The 21,606-nt window shown below is 66.9% G+C and carries 9 protein-coding genes; 4 read left to right on the top strand and 5 right to left on the bottom strand.

The window, feature by feature from the left end; all coding sequences use genetic code 11:
* Positions 1-108: 108 nt before the first annotated feature.
* From F0U60_RS25310 to F0U60_RS25295, 4 genes are all read left to right on the top strand, one after another.
* Positions 109-2,172, top strand: coding sequence for a lipoxygenase family protein (locus F0U60_RS25310; RefSeq protein ID WP_395824257.1), 2,064 nt, complete (start codon positions 109-111; stop codon positions 2,170-2,172).
* A 204-nt stretch (positions 2,173-2,376) separates the two neighbouring features.
* A complete protein-coding gene (locus F0U60_RS25305; protein ID WP_395824254.1) occupies positions 2,377-2,937 on the top strand; it encodes a transglycosylase domain-containing protein in 561 nt (186 codons plus the stop codon).
* Positions 2,938-3,486: 549 nt separating this feature from the next.
* Positions 3,487-4,824 (top strand): glycosyl hydrolase family 18 protein, encoded by a 1,338-nt coding sequence (locus F0U60_RS25300; protein WP_395824251.1) that lies wholly within the window; start codon positions 3,487-3,489, stop codon positions 4,822-4,824.
* Positions 4,825-4,972: 148 nt separating this feature from the next.
* Complete coding sequence (locus F0U60_RS25295) at positions 4,973-6,178, top strand: cytochrome P450 (protein WP_395824248.1); 1,206 nt, start codon at positions 4,973-4,975, stop codon at positions 6,176-6,178.
* A gap of 48 nt (positions 6,179-6,226) precedes the next feature.
* Here the strand turns inward: F0U60_RS25295 and F0U60_RS25290 are convergent, their stop codons facing one another.
* From F0U60_RS25290 to F0U60_RS25270, 5 genes are all read right to left on the bottom strand, one after another.
* Positions 6,227-9,805, bottom strand: a complete 3,579-nt coding sequence (locus F0U60_RS25290) for a PAS domain-containing protein (RefSeq protein WP_395824245.1) — start codon at positions 9,803-9,805, stop codon at positions 6,227-6,229.
* A gap of 223 nt (positions 9,806-10,028) precedes the next feature.
* Entirely contained in the window at positions 10,029-13,604 is a 3,576-nt protein-coding gene (locus tag F0U60_RS25285) for a PAS domain-containing protein (protein ID WP_395824241.1), read from the bottom strand.
* A 133-nt stretch (positions 13,605-13,737) separates the two neighbouring features.
* On the bottom strand, positions 13,738-17,319 hold the full coding sequence (locus tag F0U60_RS25280; RefSeq protein WP_395824238.1) for a PAS domain-containing protein: 3,582 nt from the start codon (positions 17,317-17,319) through the stop codon (positions 13,738-13,740).
* Positions 17,320-17,463: 144 nt separating this feature from the next.
* Complete coding sequence (locus F0U60_RS25275) at positions 17,464-18,684, bottom strand: phosphatidylserine/phosphatidylglycerophosphate/cardiolipin synthase family protein (protein WP_395824235.1); 1,221 nt, start codon at positions 18,682-18,684, stop codon at positions 17,464-17,466.
* 70 nt (positions 18,685-18,754) lie between these two features.
* Positions 18,755-21,586, bottom strand: a complete 2,832-nt coding sequence (locus F0U60_RS25270) for a WD40 repeat domain-containing protein (protein WP_395824231.1) — start codon at positions 21,584-21,586, stop codon at positions 18,755-18,757.
* Positions 21,587-21,606: the final 20 nt, after the last annotated feature.

The following is a 21,606-nucleotide window of genomic DNA, read 5'->3' as shown; positions in this document are numbered from 1 at the left end:
TGACGCGTCATTGACGTGTCAATTCCAGCAGCTCGCGACGAAAAACAGGCCAGAGGCACCTTCATTCAACGAGATGCCCGCGGAACAGGGTTAGCAAGTGCGACACGTATGCATTCAGCACTCCGCCGATTTCTGTCGTCTCTGGGCTTCAAGGCTCGGGACGTCGAACCGGACCTCCTCGCTCCCGAAGAGCTGGCCAGGTGGTACTCGAGCCTCCCCCCCGAGGAGCGTGTTGCCGTCAGCCGCGAGCTGGCCTCACGTGTCCGCCGCCCCCGAGCGACCCGGGATCCCGCCACCCTGCCCGCCGTCGCCACCGGGCGCCTGCTCTTCGAGCATGACGGCCCCCAGGGTCCCATCCCGCTGCACCACCTCAAGGTCGAACTGTGGGATCGAGATCCCGGCGCTCCGGATGACTTCCTGGGCGAGGGCTTCACGGATCACGATGGGTACTTCGCGATCCGCTACGATCCCGCCGACGCGGGTGTGGGAGATCTGCCCGATCTGGAGCTTCGCTTCTTCGAACCCCAGCACACCTTCCGCAAGGATGGGCGGGTGGTGGAGACCTGGCGGCGCATCGGCTCGGAGCGGGGCCCCGACAACCACGGCGGACTCCAATACGACTTCGGCGCCCTCCGGCTGCCCTACTGGGAATACGATCCGACGGCGCCGCTGGCCCGGCTGCTCGTCACCGAGGAAGGCACTCCGCCCACCGCCTATGCCCCGGGGCGTTCTCTCGCGATGCTGAAGGCGGTCGCCCCCATCGAGCTCATCAAGCGCCAGCATCTCCTCCAGATAAACCTGGGTCATCCTCCGAGCCTGGCCCAGGTGCAGGCCGACTACCCCGAGCCGTTGACCGTCCGCATGGAGCGACAAGCGCCGGGCTCTTCCCGGAGCGACGCCTTCTTCGGCGAACGGTTCCTCAATGGAATGTTCTCGACCATCTTGGACCGCGATCCCGAGGTCCCCGGCGATCCCCATTCCTTCCGGCTCTATTTCCCCTGGAACGCCTACGAACAGGACGGCGTCCACTGCCTCCCGGATGTGGATGTGCGGTTGCGGCTGGTGGACGGCCAGCTGCTGCCCGTCCGCATCATCCTGGGGCTGCGGGAGCCAGGCGCGACAGCTCCCGGCTCACCTGTGACACGCCGGACTTTCACACCAGCGGATGGCGCCCACTGGGAGGCCGCCAAGCGCATGGCCCGAGTGAGCGCGACGCTGGACACCGAGCTGGGCAACCACCTCGGGCAGTGTCACCTCAATGTCGAGCAGTACGCCATCGCCGCGCACCGGAACCTGAGGCAGAACCCCCTCCGCTGGCTGCTCATGCCCCACCTGCGTGAGGTGGTCCTGATCAATCACTCCGCCAGCGGATTCCTGATCGGGCCGAAGGGGTACATCACCCGGGCCAGTGCGTTGACCGAGCGGGGAATTGAGACGCGACTGCAACACCTGCTGGGCAGCTACGACTGGAAGGGCTTCGCGCCCGCGGCGCCTGTGTGTGAAGGGCACCGCTATGCCCACGCCGCACAGCTCTTCTGGCGACTGCTCGGGGCGCACATCGACGCCTTCTTCGCCGAGCACGGCAGCGCGGTGGAGGCGCACTGGCGGGAGGTTCACCGCTTCTCGGACGACCTCGTGGCCCATTCGGTGCCTGCCTTCGTGTGCCGCTATCTACAGGCGCGGGTGTCGGGGAAGGACGCTCCGTGGTTCGTGCGCTCCGAGCGCATGGACCTGGACGAGAAGGCCACGAAGCCGCCACCGAAGGCCGTCAGCGCGATAACCCATACCGACAGCCCTGCGCCCGGGGAGGTCGATGCGCTCAAGCAGCTCTGCCGTTACGTCATCTTCTTCGCCACGTTCCGGCATGCCTGGGCCAACAACCTCCAATGGGAAGACGCAGGCGAGGTGCTGTACACCAGCCTAGGGCTCCGCTGGGGAAAGGGAGGAGTCCTGGTGGCCGAGGAGGATCCGGACGTCGCCCCGCCGCCGGACGAGGCAACCGAGATGCTCTGGATCTCCTGGATGCTGTCCAAGACCAACTACGGATTCATCCTGGCCAACGAGGAGGACGACGTGCATCCGCGGCTCGTGACGCTGCTCCGCGCCCACGCGGCCGAGTTCGCCGCACTGGGTATGGACATCAAGACGGTCAGCTCCCGCATCAACATCTGAGGGCGCCGGGATAGGAGTTGGCAAGGACCCTGCACAGGAGATCGTGCCGGAGGGCGGATGGCTCTGGGACGAAAGGCACGGTGGCTCATCGCGGGAGTGCTGGGACTGGCCCTGATGTCTCCGGTCTGGGGCTTCGAACTGTTATACCTGTATGGCCTTCCGGCGGAAGCGCTGCCGGAGCCTCCGGAGCAAGGGGCGCCTCCGATGATGCTGCAGGCGCTCTGGCTGGCGTCTGGAGAGGCGCCGGGTGCTGGAGTTCGCGCGTTGTGGGCGGGCAACTACTTCGCGAACGCCCTCGAGAAAGAGGAGCGGGCGTCACCGGGCAGGCATGCGGTGACCCGGGTCGCGTGGCTGCTCGTGCACCAGAGCCAGGAGCGCAGGATGCGAAACCTGGAGCACCACCTCGTCACCGGGGCGGTCGCCGTGTGGCTCTCGCGCCACGCCACTGAGTCCGAATTGAAGCGGTATCTCGCCGGCTGGGGGTACTTCGGCCGAGGCGCGCGCGGTGTCGAGGCAGCAGCGGCGACGTACTTCGGCAAGCGCCCCTCGGAGCTGACAGTCGCCCAGGTTGGGATGCTCGCAGGTCTACTGCGGAGTCCGTCACGCGATGAGCCCGCCTGCAACCCGGCGCGAGCCGTGAAACGCCGCGACTTCGTTCTGACGCGACTGCGCGATGCAGGGGTGATCACTCCCGAGGAGCTCACGGCCGCGATGAGTGAGCCCTTCGTCGTTCTCCCTCCACCGGTGCCGTGTCGATGGCCCTAGCTGGAGGACCCGTCGGGCAACGGCTCTCGGGCCGCGAGCCAGGACGGGGGAATGCGCTCTGCACCGGTGGTGCGAGCCGGTCCTGCTCAATAGTCCCGTGCCGCCGCAGCATGGCGACCACCGACAGGGCCATCTCGGTGTCATCCGAATAGGGCCACGGCCCAGGCGGAGCCGTCCTCTGGGCGATGAACTGCTCCTCCTGCGCTCCCAGGCGGAAGAACTGATCCCCGAAGGCGTCCCCCGTGGACAACCCCATCAGGGAGAGCGCCGCGCGCTCGTTTGCGTTCATGCTCATGCGCACCGAGCCTACTCCCCTGTCGATTCTGGTGACCCGAAAACCACGGCACGAGCCTCTATGGACAAATGACCCCCCTTCCCCTTCGTTCGCTCGAAACTGGCTCCATGCTCCAGCACAAACGTTCAGGGCTCCTCCTTCGCACCGCGTGCACGATTCTGTTCCTCGCGAGCGGGTGCACCCCGGCGACCGATTCGCCTGACAGGCAAGACGACACAACAGGGGCCTCCTCGGGTGCACTGGCCATATCCGGCGTGAGCTTCAAGACGGTGCTCGGCAACCGGTACGTGGGCGCCCAGAACAACGGCGGCGGCGCGGTCATCGCGACGGCCACCAGCGCACAAGCGTGGGAGAAGTTCACCCTCGATGACATCAACGGCGGCTCCCTCGAAAGTGGGGACTCAGTCTTCATCATCGCGGGCACCGGGCAGTATTTCCAGGCCGCGAACGGTGGCGGCTCCTCGCTGAACGCCGCCAGCTCGAATCGTCTCGGCTGGGAAACGTTCCGCATCGTCAAGCAGAACGGGAGCGGCGTGATCGCCAATGGCGACGTCGTCGGCCTCCAGACGGTGACCACGGGCCATTGGGTGTCGGCGGAGAACGGCGGCGGCGGCACGGTGTTCGCGTATGGCGCCGCGCTCGGCCCTTGGGAGCAACTGACCATCTCCGGCCTGCCCTCGAGCCAGCCTCCGCCGCAAACGGGGAAGCGCGTCGTGGGCTATCTGCCGAACTGGTACGGCTCCTACGCGAGCTGGGTCGGCCGGGTGGACTTCGACAAGCTCACCCATGTGAACCTCGCCTTCGCCCTGGGCGACGCGAACGGGCACCTCGAGCTGGCGCCGAGCAGCGACCTCGCGACCTTCGTGAACGCCGCGCACGCCCGAGGCGTGAAGGTGTTCCCCTCGCTCTGCGGTGGCGGAGGAGACAGTCGGATCACGCCCTTCTACCAGCCCGATAAGGTCGATGCCTTCGTGGATCACATCATCGACTTCGTGGTCTCGCACAACATGGATGGGATCGACGTGGACGTGGAGGCGCCGGATCGCATGGGTGCCGCGTATGACACGTTCATCGCGAAGCTGATCGCGAAGGCGCGTCCACGCGGGCTTCCCGTGACAGCCGCTGTCTCGCAATGGATGCAGTACGGCATGTCGGACACGACGCTGCGCTCCTTCGACTTCATCACCATCATGTCCTACGACAACGCGGGCACGTGGACGGGCCCGGGCGAGCACTCGAGCTATGCGCAGGCGGAGACCGCGCTCGCCTTCTACAAGAACAAGGGCGTGTCGCCGGACAAGATCGTGCTCGGCGTGCCCTTCTACGGGTACTGCTGGGGCAATTGTGGTGGAGGGAAGAGCAGCGCCTACGTGCTCTACAAAGACATCCTGGCGAAGTACCCGAACGCCTCGAGCTCGGATTGGCTCAGCGTCGACGGGGCCCAGTATTCGTATAACGGCCTAGCGACGATGCGCGCGAAGACGGCCCTGGCGAAGCAGCACGGAGGCATCATGATCTGGGAGCTGGCTGGAGACCTGAGCACGTCGAGCGAGCAGTCGCTGCTTCGCGCCATCAACGGTTCGCTGCAGTAGACGGTCGTGGAAAACGGGTGATGGGCAGCGCGGCGCATGGCCGGCTGCACCCGCCCCAGGGGAGCTGGCTCATCCGCCACTCCTCTCAAGCCACTCACAAATAGCCCCGCGGACTCAACCCCCATGGTCCCCTAACAAGAGGAGTACCATGACCGGGAATGCCTATGAGCTGTGGACCCCCGCCCACCGCGCCGATCCACGGCCCGTCTACGCGCGCATGCAGCAGGAGGCCCGCGTCGTCCGGTTGGTAGAGCCCTTCCAGCAGATGCCGTTCTGGTTGGTGAGCCGCTACCAAGATGTCGTGCCACTGCTGCGTGACGATCGCCTCACGAAGGACCCGTACAAGTTGAGTGAGCAGGCCCGCGCGCAATTCCTGCGCTACACCCACGATGGGCTCTCCCGGCACATGTTGTTCTCGGATCCGCCGGACCACACCCGGCTGCGCACGCTGGTCTCCCAAGCCTTCACCCCTCGCCGCGGCGAGGCACTGCGCTCGCGCGTCATCACCCTTGCTACCGAGCTGCTCGAGGCGGCGATCGCCCGAGGGAGCGTGGACTTCATCGACGCATTCGCCTTCCCGCTGCCCGTCATCGTCATCACCGAGCTGCTGGGGCTCCCCCCCGAGGACCGCGGGCCTTTCCGCGCCTGGACACACGCGATGCTGGTACCGCCCGCGGACGGCAACCCCGAGCCCGTCATGGCCGCGAGCCGGAGCTTCCTGCGGTACTTCACCACGCTGCTCGAGCGGCGGCGGGCCGAGCCGGGAGATGACCTCGTGAGTGCAATGCTGGCGGTCGAGGCGCAAGGGGACCGGCTCCGTCCCGAGGAGCTCATCAGCATGCTTCTCCTGTTGCTGGTGGCGGGCCACGAGACAACGGTGAACCTGCTGGGCAGCGGGTTGCTGGCGCTGCTCCAACACCCCGAGCAGCGCGAGCGCCTGCAAGCAGATCGGAAGCTGGTGGACTCGGCGGTGGAGGAGATGCTGCGCTACTGCAGCCCGGTGGAGATGAGCACGGCACGCTTCACGGTGGCGCCCACCGAGGTGTGTGGCCAGGTGATTCCAGCCGAAGAGATGGTGATCGCGGGCCTGATGTCGGCCAATCACGATCCGGAGGTGTTCGCCGATCCCAAGCGGTTCGATGTGGGGCGCACGCCCAACAAGCACGTGGCCTTCGGCCTGGGCATCCACTTCTGCCTGGGAGCGCCGCTGGCGCGATTGGAGGCGAAGGTGGCCTTCGAGCTGCTGTTGGAGCGGGCTCCTGGAGTGCGGCTGGCGGTGGCACCTGAACAGCTGGAGTGGCGCAAGACCTCCCTCATCCGGGGCGTGGAGCAGCTCCCGGTGAGCTTCAACTGAGGGGGCTCTCATAGGCCCTCTCCCTCGGGAGAGGGCCAAACGCTGGCGCTACTGCTGGACCGGGTGTCGTGGCAGGCGCACCATGAAGGTGGTGCCTTCTTCCGGCGTGGAGTGCACATGGAGGTCCCCGCCATGGGCGAGGACAATCTGTCGGGTGATGAAGAGCCCCAGGCCGAGGCTGCCGTGACGCGCACCGGCCTGGGGCCCCCGCCGGTAGGGTTCGAAGAGGCTGGAGAGCACCTCGGGGGGGATGGCGCGTCCCGCGTTCTCGTTGTGCACCTCGAGCAGGACGTTCGCGTTCTCGCTCCGGGTGGACACCCGTACGGGTGTGCCCTCTGGGCTGTGCTGGAGCGCATTGCCCACCAGGTTGGTCACCACCTGCGCCAACCGGTCCCCATCCCACTCCCCCTGCCCCTCTCCGCTGGCGTGGAACGCGATGTGCCTGTCGGGATGGGCCAGGCGCACCTCCTTCACCACCTTCAAGACGAGGGCGTGGAAGTCCAGGGGCTCGCGCTGGACGGGGATGCCTTTCATGCGCGCCTGGTTGAAGTCGAGCAGGTCTCGAATCATCCGGCTGGCCCGGTCCGCCGCCGCTTGGATTCGGTTAACGGCTGTGGTGGTGCGCTTGTCCACCTCCCCGCGCTTGAGCAGGCTCGTGGCCGACAGGCTGATGGCATTGAGCGGGGTACGCAGGTCGTGGCTGACGATGGCCACCACGTCTTCTCTCACCCGGATGGCCTCCTGCGCCTCCTGGTAGAGACGCGCATTGTCCAGCGCCAGGGCCGCGCGATCGGCCACGCCCCGAGCCACCTCCAGGTCCGTCGTGGCGCACGTGGGGCGGGGCTGGCTCCAGGCAAAGGAGATGAGACCAAGCTTGCGACCCCGGGCCACCAGCGGGACGAGAAGGATTGACTTCAGCTCGAGCGACTCCAGGAGGGCCCGGTACTTGGTGCTGCCGACAAGGGCGTCCAACCACTCGGGGGAGGGCTCCGGCTCGGCCAGGGGCTCGCCGCTCTCCAAGATGTGCCGCAGCAAGGCGCTGGAGACTTGTTGAGAGGAGGACGACATCGAGCGACGGATGAGCGCCTGGCGCTCGGGGTCGCGTGCCGCCACCTCCAGCAGCCGCAACTGTCCGTCCTCACCTAGCAGGTCCACCATGCAGTAGTCGGCCAGATGGTTCACCACGAGCGAGGCGAGATTCTTGAGCGTGGTGTGGACGTCGAGTGACTGGGACAGCAGCGTGCCCACCCGGACGAACAGGGCCTGCGCCTCCTCGGCTTGCTTGCGCGCGGAGATGTCGCGCACCAGGCAGGTGAAGAAGCGTCCCTGTGACAGGCGAGTCTCACTGACGGAGAGCTCCAGGGGAAACAGGCTCCCGTCCTCACGACGGCCTCGCACCTCGCGCCCATTGCCGAGCAGCTTGCGCCCTCCGGGCTGGATGTTGCCGCTCAGGTACGGCTCCGGCAGCAGCCGCAGGAAGTCCTGGCCCAGGAGCTTTTCAGGGGGATGGCCGAAGATGCGCTCGGTGGCCGGATTGATGCTCTGGATGCGGCCTCCCTCATCGATGGTGATGATTCCATCCACCGCCGTCTCCAGGATGGCCTCCAGCCGCTGGGTCGTCGCGCGCAGCGCCTCCTCGGTTTGCCGCCGCTGGGTGATGTCGCGGGTAATCTTGGCGAAGCCCCGCAGGTTTCCCCGCTCGTCGCGCAGGGCGGTGAGCAGCACATCCGCCCAGAAACGGCTGCCGTCCTTGCGCACCAGGGGCATCTCCGCACGGTGCTGCCCCTCGGTGGCGGCGAGCTGTAGGGCCTCCTCTGGCACGCCAGCCACTACGTCTCCGGGAAGGTAGAAGACGGACAGGGAGCGGCCGAGGACCTCCGCGGCCTTCCAGCCCTTGATGCGCTCGGCGCCTGGATTCCAGCTCGTCACCCGGCCCTGGGGGTCGAGCATGAAGATGGCGTAGTCCTCCACGCCCTCCACCAGCAGGCGGAAGCGCTCCTCAATGGCGCTCTCGGCGCGCTTGCGCTCGGTGATGTCCAGCATCGCGCTGGCCACGAGGATGACCTCGCCGGCCCGGTTGCGCACCGGGACGTGGTTGAAGAACCAGTAGCGGCTCTCTCCGCCCATCGCGGCGTGGGGGCCTGTCACCTCCGCTCCGAAGACCGGCTGTCCCGTTTCCAGCACCTGGCGGCGGATGGGCGTGAGCTGGGAATCCCAGACGGGAGAAAGTTCCTCCAGGTGGTGGCCCAGGATGTGCTCGAGGGGATGGCCGAGGATATCGACCACCATCTGGTTGACGCGCACGTAACGCAGGTCGCGGTCGACGAAGGACATCGCCACTGGAGCGGTGTTGAACAAGGAATCCAACAGCGCCAGCGCCTCTTCCGCCCTGCGGCGTTCGCGCACCAACTCCGTCACCTCCACCGCATGCACGAAGACGCCATCCACCTGGCCGTCCGGCCCATGGGTGGGCGCGTAGACGTAGTTGAAGTAGGCCTCCTCGGGCTCCCCTCCTTCGGGTGGGAGCAACCACAACGGGGCCTCGTTGCTCGCAACAGGCTTGCCCGTGCGGTAGACGTTGTCGATCAGCTCGCCGTAGCCCTGCTCCACCATCTCCGGAATCGCCTCGCGCAGGGGCTTGCCCACCATGTCCCGGCTCCCGCGGCGCTGGACGGAGAGGGGATTGGCCAGGGTGATGATGTGATCGGGCCCCTGCATTACGTACATGATGGCCGGTGACTGTTGTTGGAGAAGCGAGTTCAGACGCTCGCGTTGAGCTTCGGCCTCGCGCAGCAGCCGGGCCCGAACGGCCTCGGCTTCCTTGCGTTCGGTGATGTCGGTGGAGATGCCGCCCATGGCCGCGGGAGCGCCCTCGTTCCCCGGCAGGGGAAACTTCGTGGCCAGGAAGGTGCGCGGCCCTAAAGGAGTGTGCACCACTTCCTCGGTGACACAGGGGTGCCCGGCCAGAGCTTGGGCGTCATTGGCCTTTAATGAACTGGCGATTTCCTCGGGGTAGAAGGCGAAGTCGTCCTGGCCGAGGATTTCCTCACGCGAGCGCCCTACCAACTCCTGCACGTAGCGGTTGGCGACGATGAAGCGGCCCTCGGCATCCTTGGCATAGATGGCGACGGGGGCATGGTCCAACAGCGCCTGGAGTTGGACCTCGTTGAGCCGCTGCGCCGCATCCCGCTGGCGGGTGTACTCGTCTGTCGCATCGGCGATGCCGTGGACGATGAAGGAGGCAAGCGCTCGGAGCTCGGACAGGGTGACGCGCGCGCCCGTCTGCTCCACCGAGTCGAGGATGCACTCGTGCAGCACGCCGTATTCCCGCACCAGCCCTCCCAGGTCGAAACCGATGCGCAGGCGCTGACGGCCGTGCTCCCGAGCCACGGCACTCTCCTCTGGTACCGCAGTGGCGCCTCCCTGCCCGGCCCGGTGCAGCACCGTCGCCAATTCCCGGAGGTAGTCATCAATGTGGTCCTCCAACACGCCCCGGGCCTGGGGCTCCAGAGCCAGCCCCTCGCGCAGCCGCTCTACCCAGTGGTGGACGATGTCGTCCTGCCGCGCCTCCAGCACGTCCGCCAGTGAGGCAGGCGGAGACTCTTGCCGATGTATTTCAGGGTTCACGGCGGCTCCCTCCCCCAGCAAATGGAGACAACAGCTCCATTCGATGAAGATAAAGCTGCATGAGAGAAGAGGAGTTCCCCTGAGCCAGCGAGCGGACATGTGAGAGCATTCCCGCTCGGAGGAGCCGCCCTCGTGGGCAAGTCTCGCGTGCCATGCGGTGAGACCCCGGCCGCCTCAGCGTGAGCACGCAGATGTGCTGGGACACCGAGATGGACACACGGCGCTACTGCTGGACGGAGCGTCGAGGCAGGCGCACGGTGAAGGTGGTGCCCTCCTCTGGCGTGGAGTACACATGGAGATCCCCGCCATGGGCGAGGACAATCTGCCGGGTGATGAAGAGCCCCAGGCCGAGACTGCCGTGACTCGCACCGGCCTGGGGCCCCCGCCGGTAGGGCTCAAAGAGGTGCGACTGAAGCTCGGGGGGGATGGCTCGCCCCGCGTTCTCGTTGTGCACCTCGAGCAGGACGTGCGCGCCCTCGCTCCGGGTGGACACCCTCACGGGTGAGCCCTCTGGACTGTGTTGGAGCGCATTGCCCACCAGGTTGGTCACCACCTGGGCCAACCGGTCCCCATCCCACTCGCCCTGCCCCTCTCCGCTGGCGTGGAACGCGATGTGCCTGTCGGGATGGGCCAGGCGTACCTCCTTCACCACCTTCAGGACGAGAGCGTGGAAGTCCAGGGGCTCGCGCTGGATGGGGATGCCCCTCATACGCGCCTGGTTGAAGTCGAGCAGGTCTCGAATCATCCGACTGGCCCGGTCCGCTGCCGCGTGGATGCGGCTAACGGCTGTGGTGGTGCGCTTGTCCATCTCCCCGCGCTTGAGCAGGCTCGTGGCCGACAGACTGATGGCATTGAGCGGGGTACGCAGGTCGTGGCTGACGATGGCCACCACGTCTTCTCTCACCCGGATGGCCTCCTGCGCCTCCTGGTACAGCCGCGCGTTGTCCAGCGCCATGGCCGCGCGATCGGCCACGCCCCGGGCCACCTCCAAGTCCGTCGTGGCGCACGTGGGGCGGGGCTGGCTCCAGGCGAAGGAGATGAGGCCAAGCTTGCGACCCCGGGCCACCAGCGGGACGAAGAGGAGGGACTTCAGCTCGAGCGCCTCCACGAGGGCCCGGAGCTGTGTGTTACCAACGAGGGCATCCAGCCACTCGGGGGAGGGCTCCGGCTCGGCCACCGGCACACCGCCCTCCAGGATCTGCATCAGGCCACTGGAGTCCAGATGGGGAGGGAACGGCATCGCACGGCGGATGATCGCCTGGCGCTCGGGGTCGCGTGTCGCCATCTCCAGCAGTTGCAACCGCCCGTCCTCCCCCAGCAGGTCCACCAGGCAGTAGTCGGCCAGATGGTCCACCACGAGCGAGGCGAGATTCTTGAGCGTGGTGTGGACGTCGAGTGACTGGGACAGCAGCGTGCCCACCCGGACGAACAGGGCCTGTGCCTCCTCAGCTTGCTTGCGCGCGGTAATGTCGCGCACCAGGCAGGTGAAGAAGCGTCCCTGCGACAGACGGGTTTCGCTGACGGAGAGCTCCAGGGGGAAGAGGCTCCCGTCCTCACGACGGCCCCTCACCTCGCGTCCGCTGCCGAGCGGCTTGCGCCCTCCCGGCTGGATGTTGCCGCTCAGGTACGGCTCCGGCAGCAGTTGGATGAAATCCTGGCCCAGCAGCTTCTCGGGGGGATGGCCGAAGATGCGCTCGGTGGCCGGATTGATGCTCTGGATGCGCCCCCCCTCGTCGATGGTGAGGATTCCATCCGCCGCCGTCTCCAGGATGGCCTGCAGCCGCTGGGTCGTCGCGCGCAGTGCCTCCTCGGTTTGCCGCCGCTGGGAGATGTCGCGGGTAATCATGGCGAAGCCCCGCAGGTTTCTACGCTCATCACGCAGGGCGGTGAGCAGCACGTCCGCCCAGAAGCGGCTGCCGTCCTTGCGCACCAGGGGCACCTCCGCGCGGTGCTGCCCCTCGGTGGCGGCCAGTTGCAGGGCCTCCTCGGGCACGCCGGCCACCACGTCTCCGGGGAGGTAGAAGACGGACAGAGAGCGGCCGAGGACCTCTGAGGCTTTGCAGCCCTTGATGCGCTCGGCGCCTGGATTCCAACTCGTCACCCGGCCCTGGGGGTCGAGCATGAAGATGGCGTAGTCCTCCACGCCCTCCACCAGCAGACGGAAACGCTCTTCAGCCGCGCTCTCGGCGCGCTTGCGCTCGGTGATATCCAGCGCCACCGTGGCCACGAGGATGACCTCGCCAGCGCGGTTGCGCACCGGGGCGTAGTTGCAGAGCCAGTTTCGGACCTCTCCGCCCATCGCGGCGTGGGGACCTTTTACCTCATGACCGAAGACCGGCTGCCCCGTTTCCAACACCTGACGGCGGATGGGCGTGTGCAGGGCGGCAGCTTCGGGAGCAACAAAATCATCAAAGCGGTGGCCCAGGATGTGCTCGAGGGGACGGCCGAGGATATCGACCAGCATCTGGTTGATGCGCACGTAGCGCAAGTCGCGATCGACGAAGGACATCGCCACCGGAGCGGTGTCGAGCAGAGTGTCCAGCAGCGCCAGCGCCTCCTCCGCCCTGCGGCGCTCACATACCAACTCCGTCACCTCCACCACATGCCCGAAGACGCCATCCACCTGACCGTCCGGCCCATGGGTAGGTGTATAAACGTAGTTGAAGAAGGCCTCCTTGGGCTCCCCCCCTTCGGGTGGGACCAACCACAGCGGGGCCTCGTTGCCCACGGCGGGCTTGCCCGTGCGGTAGACATTGTCAATCAGCTCGCCGTAGCCCTGCTCGATGAGCTCCGGAAACGCCTCGCGCAGGGGTTTTCCCACCATGTTCCGTCCATGGAGGCGCCGGACGGTGAGGGGATTGGCCAGAGTAATGATGTGCTCGGGCCCCTGCATCACGAAGATGGCGGCCGGCGACTGCTGGAAGAGCAATTCCAGGCGCTCGCGTTGAGTTTCGGCCTCGCGCAGCAGTTGGGCCCGAGAAGCCTCGGCCTCCTTGCGCTCGGTGATGTCCGTGGAGATGCCGCCCATGGCCGCGGGAGCGCCCTCGTTCCCTGGCAGGGGAAACTTCGTGGACAGGAAGGTGCGCGGCCCAGAGGGATAGTGCAGCACTTCCTCGGAGACACTGGTGTGTCCGGCCAGCGCTTGGGCGTCATGGGCCTGCAATGGATTGGCGACCTCCTCGGGGAAGAGGGAGACGTCGTCCTGCCCGAGGAACTCCGCGTGCAAGAACTCTAGCTGCTCCTGCACGTAGCGGTTGGTGATGAAGTAGCGACCCTCGGCATCCTTGGCATAGATGGCGACGGGGGCATGGTCCAACAACGCCTGGAGCCGGACCTCGTTGAGCCGCTGCGCCGCATCCCGCTGGCGGGTGTACTCGTCTGTCGCATCGGCGATGCCGTGGACGATGAAGGAGGCAAGCGCTCGAAGCTCGGACAGGGTGACGCGCGCGCCCGACTGCTCCACCAAGTCGAGGATGCACTCGTGCAGCACGCCGTATTCTCGCACCAGCACCGCCAGGTCGAAGCCGATGCGCAGGCGCTGGCGGCCGTGCTCCCGGGCTTCGGAGCTCTCCTCCGGTACCGCGGCGGCTCCTGCCTGTCCGACCCGATGCAGCACCGTCGCCATCTCCCGGAGGTAGTCACCGATATGGTCCTCCAGCACGCCCCGGGCCCGGGGCTCCGGGACCAGTCCCTCGCGCAAGCGCTCCACCCAATGGTGGACGATGTCGTCCTGCCGCGCCTCCAGCACGTCCGCCAGCGAGGCAGGCGGAGACTCTTGCCGATGCATCTCGGGGTTCACGGCGGCTCCCTCCCCAGCAAATGGAGACAACGGCTCCATCCGATGAAGATAGAACCTCATGAGAGAAGAGGAGTCCCCCTGCGCCAGCGAGCGGACATGAGAGAGCATTCCCGCTCGGAGGAGCCACGCGGCGCTACTGCTGGACCGGGCGTCGAGGCAGGCGCACGGTGAAGGTGGTGCCCTCCTCCGGTGTGGAGTGCACGTGGAGGTCCCCCCCATGGGCGAGGACAATCTGCCGGGTGATGAAGAGCCCCAGACCGAGGCTGCCGTGACGCGCACCGGCCTCGGGCCCTCGCCGGTAGGGCTCGAAGAGGCTGGAGAGCACCTCGGGGGGGATGGCGCGTCCCGCGTTCTCGTTGTGCACCTCGAGCAGGACGTTCGCGTTCTCGCTCCGGGTGGACACCCGTACGGGTGTGCCCTCTGGGCTGTGCTGGAGCGCATTGCCCACCAGGTTGGTCACCACCTGCGCCAACCGGTCCCCATCCCACTCGCCCTGCCCCTCTCCGCTGGCGTGGAACGCGATGTGCCTGTCGGGATGGGCCAGGCGTACCTCCTTCACCACCTTCAGGACGAGAGCGTGGAAGTCCAGGGGCTCGCGCTGGATGGGGATGCCCCTCATACGCGCCTGGTTGAAGTCGAGCAGGTCTCGAATCATCCGGCTGGCCCGGTCCGCCGCTGCGTGGATGCGGCTAACGGCTGTGGTGGTGCGCTTGTCCATCTCCCCGCGCTTGAGCAGGCTCGTGGCCGACAGGCTGATGGCATTGAGCGGGGTACGCAGGTCGTGGCTGACAATGGCCACCACGTCTTCTCTCACCCGGATGGCCTCCTGCGCCTCCTGGTACAGCCGCGCGTTGTCCAGCGCCATGGCCGCGCGATCGGCCACGCCCCTGGCCACCTCCAGGTCCGTCGTGGCGCACGTGGGGCGGGGCTGGCTCCAGATGAAGGAGATGAGGCCAAGCTTGCGACCCCGGGCCACCAGCGGGACGAAGAGGAGGGACTTCAGCTCGAGCGCCTCCACAAAGGCCCGGTACTTCGGGTCGTGGGCGAACGCATCCTGCCACGCAGAGGTGGGCTCCGGTTTGGCCACCGGCACACCGCCCTCCAGGATCTGCATCAGGACTCTGGAGCCATGTTGAGAATGAGCAGGGGACGGCATCGAGCGATGGATGAGCGCCTGACGCCCGGGATCGCGTGCCGCCACCTCCAGCAGTTGAAACTGTCCATCCTCCCCCAGGAGGTCCACCAGGCAGTAGTCGGACAGATGCTCCACCACGAGCGAGGCGAGACTCTTGAGCGTGGTAGGGACGTCCAGCGACTGAGACAGCAGCGTGCCCACCCGGACGAACAGGGCCTGCGCCTCCTCGGCTTGCTTGCGCGCGGAGATGTCTCGCACCAGGCAGGTGAAGAAGCGTCCCTGCGACAGGCAGGTCTCACTGACGGAAAGCTCCAGCGGGAAGAGGCTCCCGTCCTCCCGGCGGCCCCGCACCTCGCGTCCGTTGCCGAGCAGCTTGCGCCCTCCCGGCTGGATGTTGCCGCTCAGGTAGGGCTCGGGCAGCAATTGGAGGAAGTCGTGGCCGAGGAGCTTTTCGGAAGGATGGCCGAAAATGCGCTCGGTGGCCGGATTGATGCTCTGGATGCGGCCCCCCTCGTCGATGGTGATGATTCCATCCGCCGCTGTCTCCAGGATGGCCTGCAGCCGCTGGGTCGTCGCTCGCAGTGCCTCCTCGGTCCGCCTTCGCTGGGAGATGTCGCGGGTAATCATGGCGAAGCCCCGCAGGAGCCCCCTCTCGTCGCGCAAGGCGGTGAGCAGCACGTCCGCCCAGAAGTGGCTGCCGTCCTTGCGCACCAGGGGCACCTCCGCGCGGTGCTGCCCCTCGGTGGCGGCCAGTTGCAGGGCCTCCTCGGGGACACCAGCCACCACGTCTCCGGGGAGGTAGAAGAGGGACAGGGAACGGCCGAGGACTTCCGACGTCTTCCAACCCTTGATGCGCTCGGCTCCCGGATTCCAGCTCGTCACCCGGCCCTGGGGGTCGAGCATGAAGATGGCGTAGTCCTCCACGCCCTCCACCAGCAGGCGGAAGCGCTCCTCAACGGCGCTCTCGGCGCGCTTGCGCTCGGTGATGTCCAGCGCCACGGAGGCCACGAGGATGACCTCGCCGGCCCGGTTGCGCACCGGGACGTGGTTGTAGAGCCAATGGAGGGACTCTCCGCCCCTCTCGGGGGGGAGGGTGCGCGTCACCTCATGACCGAAGACCGGCTGCCCCGTCTCCAGTACCTGGCGGCGGATGGGCGTGAGCTGGGCGGCGGCGACGAGATTGAGCTCTTCCAAGTGATGGCCCTGGATGTGCTCGATGGGACGGCCGAGGACATCCGCCAGCATCTGGTTGACGCGCACGTAGCGCAGATCGCGATCGAGGAAGGCCAGCCCCACCGGAGCGGTGGTGAGCAGGGTGTCCAGCAGCGCCAGCGCCTCTTCCGCCCTGCGGCGCTCGCGCACCAACTCCGTCACGTCCACCGCATGCATGAAGACGCCATCCACCTGGCCGTCCGGCCCATAGGTGGGCGTGTCGACGTAGTTGAAAAAAAGCTCCTTGGGCTCTCCCCCTTCGGGAGGGGGCAACCACAACGAGGCCTCGTTGCCCGTGACGGGCTTACCCGTGCGGTAGACGTTGTCGATCTGCTCGCTGTAGCCCTGCTCCACGACCTCTGGAAACACCTCGAACAGAGGCTTGCCCACTAACTCCCTGCCACCGAGGAGCTGGACGAAGAGAGGATTGGCCAGAGTAATGATGTGCTCGGGCCCCTGCAGTACCATGATGCAGGCTGGCGACAGCTGGAAGAGCGAGTTTAGACGCTCGCGTTGAGCTTCGGCCTCGCGCAGCAACCGGGCCCGAGCGGCCTCGGCCTCCTTGCGCTCGGTGATGTCCGTGGAGATGCCGCCCATGGCAGTGGGAGCGCCCTCGTTCCCCGGCAGGGGAAACTTCGTGGACAGGAAGGTGCGCGGCCCAGAGGGATAGTGCACCACTTCCTCGGAGACACAGGTGTGCCCGGCCAGCGCTTGGACGTCATGGGCCTTTAATGGACTGGCGATTTCCTCGGGGAAGAAGGCGAAGACGTCCTGGCCGAGGATTTCCTCACGCGAGCGCCCTACCAACTCTTGCACGTAGCGGTTGGCGACGATGAAGCGGCCCTCGGCATCCTTGGCATAGATAGCGACAGGGGCATGGTCCAACAGAGCCTGGAGCCGGACCTCGTTAAGCCGCTGTGCCTCATCCCGCTGGCGGGTGTACTCGTCTGTCGCATCGGCGATGCCGTGGACGATGAAGGAGACAAGCGCTCGAAGCTCGGACAGGGTGACGCGCACCCCCGACTGCTCCACCAAGTCGAGGATGCACTCGTGCAGCACGCCGTATTCTCGCACCAGCACCGCCAGGTCGAAGCCGATGCGCAGGCGCTGGCGGCCGTGCTCCCGGGCCACGGCACTCTCGTCCGGTACCGCGGCAACTCCGCCCTGCCCGGCTCGGTGCAGCACCGTCGCCATCTCCCGGAGGTAGTCTCCAATGTGGTCCTCCAGCACGCTCCGGGCCCGCGGTTTCGGGACCAGCCCTTCGCGCAGCCGCTCCACCCAGTGGTGGACGATGTCGTCCTGCCGAGCCTCCAGTACGTCCGCCAGTGAGGCAGGCGGGGACTCATGCACATGCGTCTCGGGGTTCACGGCGGCTCCCTCCCCAGCAAATGGAGACAACGGCTCCATCCGATGAAGATAAAGCCGCACGAGAGGAGTGAAGTTCCCTGGCGCCAGCGGGCACCCGCCCTCCTGCTCCTCCCTCCCCTGCTGCTGCTCGGGAGCGTGGGGTCTTCAGTCCCGAGCCGCCCGTTCGGCCTTCATCTCGCGCGCGTGTTTCAGGTCCTCCAGGAAGAAGGCCTCCATCTGCCGCGCGGCCTTGTCGTCCTGGAGCACCAGCGAGCCTTCCTCGAGCATGTTGAAGGACAGCGGATCGTAGTTGATGGAGCCCACCAGCACGAGCCGGTCATCCACCAGCATCGTCTTCGCGTGCATCATCGAGGGCTGGTACTCCCAGATGCGCACGCCCGCGGCTCTCAACGTGTCATAGGTGGCGCGCTGCACCAGGGTGATGGACGGGTGGTCATTCTTGTCCCCGGGCGCGAGCACCCGCACGTCCACTCCCGCGCGCGCCCGCTCCACCAGCAGCGCCGTCAGGGCCTCGTTCGGCGTGAAGTAGGCCTGGGCAATCCACAGCCGCTTGCGCGCGGCGCGCACCATCAACTGAGTGAGACGCTCGGCGCGCGTGAGCTCGGGGTTCGCGGTGCTGCCGACGAAGGCCGCCCAGCCCTCGCCCGCCCCATCCAGTCCGGGCTGCGGGGTAGCGAGTCCGGGGAAGTCGCTCGCGGGCAGCAGCTCACCCGTCGTCTCCTGCCAGTTCTCCGCGAAGGACTGCTGGAGCTGCGCCACCACCGGGCCCTCGACCCGCGCGTTCGTGTCGCGCCACTCCTTCTCGTTGCGAGCCTCCCCGAGCCACTCGTCCTGAATGGCCAGCCCGCCGGTGATGCCCACCCGACCGTCCACCACGATGATCTTGCGGTGGTTGCGCGCGAGGTTCTCGTCCGCGGGCAGCGGTCGGAACAGGTGCACCCGGCAACCAGCCGCCTCCAGCCTCGGCTTCACCTGCTTTTCGAAAGGAGCGCTGCCCAGGGGATCCACGAGCACGCGGCAGGCCACGCCCGCCCGAGCGCGCTCGGTGATGACGGAGAGCAGCCGCTCGGAGGCGGCTCCCGGACGCCAGATGAAGATGACGATGTTCATGGAGGAGCGCGCGCGAGACAGCTCCTCCACCATCACGTCGAAGACGGCGCCGTTATTGGCCCAGCTCAGGCGATTGCCGGGCACCATGCGCACACCCACCGTCTGGTAGAGCGCCGTGGCGAACCCCGCGCCCCGCGAGTCCACGTCCCCGCGCAGGTGGAAGGGTTTTGATGCCTCCTTCGTGGAGAACGCCGCACACGCTGACATCACGGTGGCCGCCGCGACCACCATCGCCCACCCTCGTCCCCGCCCCATGTGCACGCCCAAGCCTCCTGAGGTCAGGAGTTAGGCATGCAGCCCGGGTCCGTCATCCCCCGGCAGGCCCCTATCGCTTCTGTCGATACTCCCCGTGCCGGAACGAATACCTGCGCTCCTCGTGGAACGACTGCACCTGGTTCCGCTTGGAATTCATGCGCGTTCCACTCACGGTGAGAACCAGATCGGGCAGCTCACTGTTCGCACGGCCCGTGTCGGTATCCAGCTCCCATACGGAATCGTAGGCGTAGCAGTCCGGGCCATCCTCGTCCGCATCCGCACAGTTACCCTCGTTGGTCTCTCCGGTGTCCTGGATGTGCCCCACCTCTGCGATGACATCCTTCTGCACCGACTTGGGCACATCGGAGAGGAAGACCAGGGAGCTCATCGTGGTACCCATCCCCGTGTAGCCCGTGGTCAGTCCGGCGAGGAACCCCTTCCCGTCGATCTCATAAGGGGTAACGGTCGAGTCGGGGGCTGCACCAAAGGAACCGATCTCCGTGATGACCCGCTGGCGCTTCTCCACCTCCCAACCCGTCCGGCTCCTCGTGAAGATCGCCCCGCCGATGAGCGCGGTTGCCGGATGGGAGATCGGCTCGGACCGGGTCTCGGTCAGGAAGAGGACCTTCTCTTCCCCGCCGACGCTGTAGGTGGTGGTCTTCCACGGGAGCGCCCGGAAGTTGGGAGCTGAGAAGCCTTCCAGCTTCTTGAGCCGTGCCTCCTCTTCCGGGGTCGGCTTCCAAGAGGAAACGTTCTCCTTCTCGTCGAAGGAGCCGTAGAGCACGCGCATGGCCTTGGCGTCCTCGAACTCGCCCTTGAAGGCATTGGGGGCGCCTATCGCGTAGAGCAACACCTCTCCGCCCTCACCGGGAGGCTGCATCAGCAGGAGCTCCTCGTCGGGGCTGATGGCGAGCACGCGCCTGCCCTGGACTCCGCCCGGCCAGAACTTCCCCTTGGAGACCTCGAGCACGCGCGTCGCGCCGTCCGTGGTGTTCACGACGACAAGCTCTCCGCTTTGCGTGAAGACACCGCGCGGGAAGGAGAGACCCTTGAGGGTGGCGCCCGGGGAAATCCGCCCCTCGTCGACGTCGAAGTGCACCAGCGACGCGCCGTCCTCATGGCCCAGGAAGAGCGTGCTCCCATCTGGGGAGAGCGCGGCTGAGGTGATGCGCTTCTTCACGCGCTGCTCGAACCTCGCCTCGCCTCCTTCCGTGTCCCAGACGGTGACCTTCGTGTCGGCCCAGGCGAAGAGCAGAGAGGAGTCCGGGTGCAGACCGGCCAGTCTGCCCTTCTTCATGATCGTGCGAACCCTGGCCACCGCCGGCGTGGCGGAGTCCTGCCCGGCGTCGGGAGCACCCTCGACCTCCTTCTCCGCCTCCGCGGGCGCGCCGCCGATCGCCCGGACCACGATGTCCGAGGAGGGTAGCTCGGCGGCGAGCAGACTCCCGTCCCGGTTCAAGTGAACCGCCTGCAACGTGCGGACATCCTCGAGCAACTCCAGCCGCTCGCCCGTCTTGGCGTCCAGGAGGCAGACCGGGAGGTCCTTCAACGCGTCCGAATCGTGAAACGCCAGGGCGAGCACGCTCCCGTCCTGGGAGAACGTCGCGGAGCTCAGCTTCTGTGGACGCGGGGGCTCGATTGGGGGGAAGGCCTTCTGCACGAGGATCTGTCCGTCCGCCCGGGAGATGCGCCGGAAGTCCGTATCCGTCACCACCGAGAGCGTCTGCCCGTCCTCGTCGAACGCAACAGCCCTCCACGTGGGGTCCACGGCGATGAGACGATCGGCCACCAGGGGACCCTCATGGAGCGGTGGTCGGACCCGCTCGCTGGGAGTGCCTCGCGGCTCCATCGGGGGCCACTTCCCTTCCAGCGCCTGGAGCTCCTTCTTGTAGGCGGGGTCATAGCCGTCGAGCACCCGGAACAAGAAGGCGCCGAGGATGCCAGCGGTCTCGTCCTCGAAGCGCCGCAACCAGAAGCCCACGTCGAGGGGATCGAACTGCCTGCGCGCGAGGCCCGTCTTCCCATCGAGCCCGAGCTCGCGGGTAACGGCCTGGTAGAAGTGCCGTCGGTCCTTCTGCGGCTCGTTGAAGTACATCGAGCTGTCGTTCCAGAAGTACTGCTCGGCGGGGAGCTCCTCGTTCACATCGGGGTAGTGCGCCTCGCCCCGTGCGAGCGCGCCCTCGTACTTCCGGATGGCCTCTCGCTGGTGGGCGACCACCTGGTACAGCCGGGCCTGGGTGCGAACAAAGGGGCGGAAGAGCAGATAGGCCTCCTGCGCTGTCTTGCCGAGGAGCAAGGCATCGGGAGGGATGTAGGCCGCATCGAGGAGCACGCCGAGCGCCTGCGCATCATAGCGGTGGCGCTTCTCGTCATAGAGGGCGGCTCCCACCACCTTGCGCAGCTCCGCGAGCGGCCCCTCCCGTGCGATCTCCCAGAGGGAAGAGTTCAAGCGGCCACGCGTGAGGAGCCGCAGTCCCTCGTGCTCCAGGGAGAGCACGCGCAGCGGCTCGAGGTCTCCATAACGCTCCCGGGGCTCGGCGGCGGCGGCGAGTGAGAACAGGAAGCGCGCGGCGAGCGGAGCCAGCTTCCCGCGCAGTCCCGCGATCTTCTCCTCGCGCTCCTTCGCCAGACGCACCTGCTCGCGACGTTGCGCCAACAACTCCCCTGCCCTGGCGGCCCGGGGATTGCCGTGCTCGTGAGACGCCGGGTACCTGGCGAGGAACTCCTCGAGGGCCTGGAGGTCATCCTCGAGGGCCGGAGTCGTCAGGGCGCCCTTCTCGAGGGCAGCCCAGGCGGCTTCAATCTGCTCGTGGTGCTTGTCGCGCGCGGAATTGCAACCCAGGGCGGAGACGGCGAGCACGAGCAGAACGGGGAGAAATGTGGAGAAGGCGCGGCAGCTCATTCCCTACAGGCTACCGCAGT

This window comes from Archangium minus (genome assembly GCF_044360475.1).
Lineage (GTDB): Bacteria > Myxococcota > Myxococcia > Myxococcales > Myxococcaceae > Archangium > Archangium minus.
Note: the sequence above shows the minus strand (reverse complement) of the source record. Positions and strands in the feature narration are given on the sequence as shown.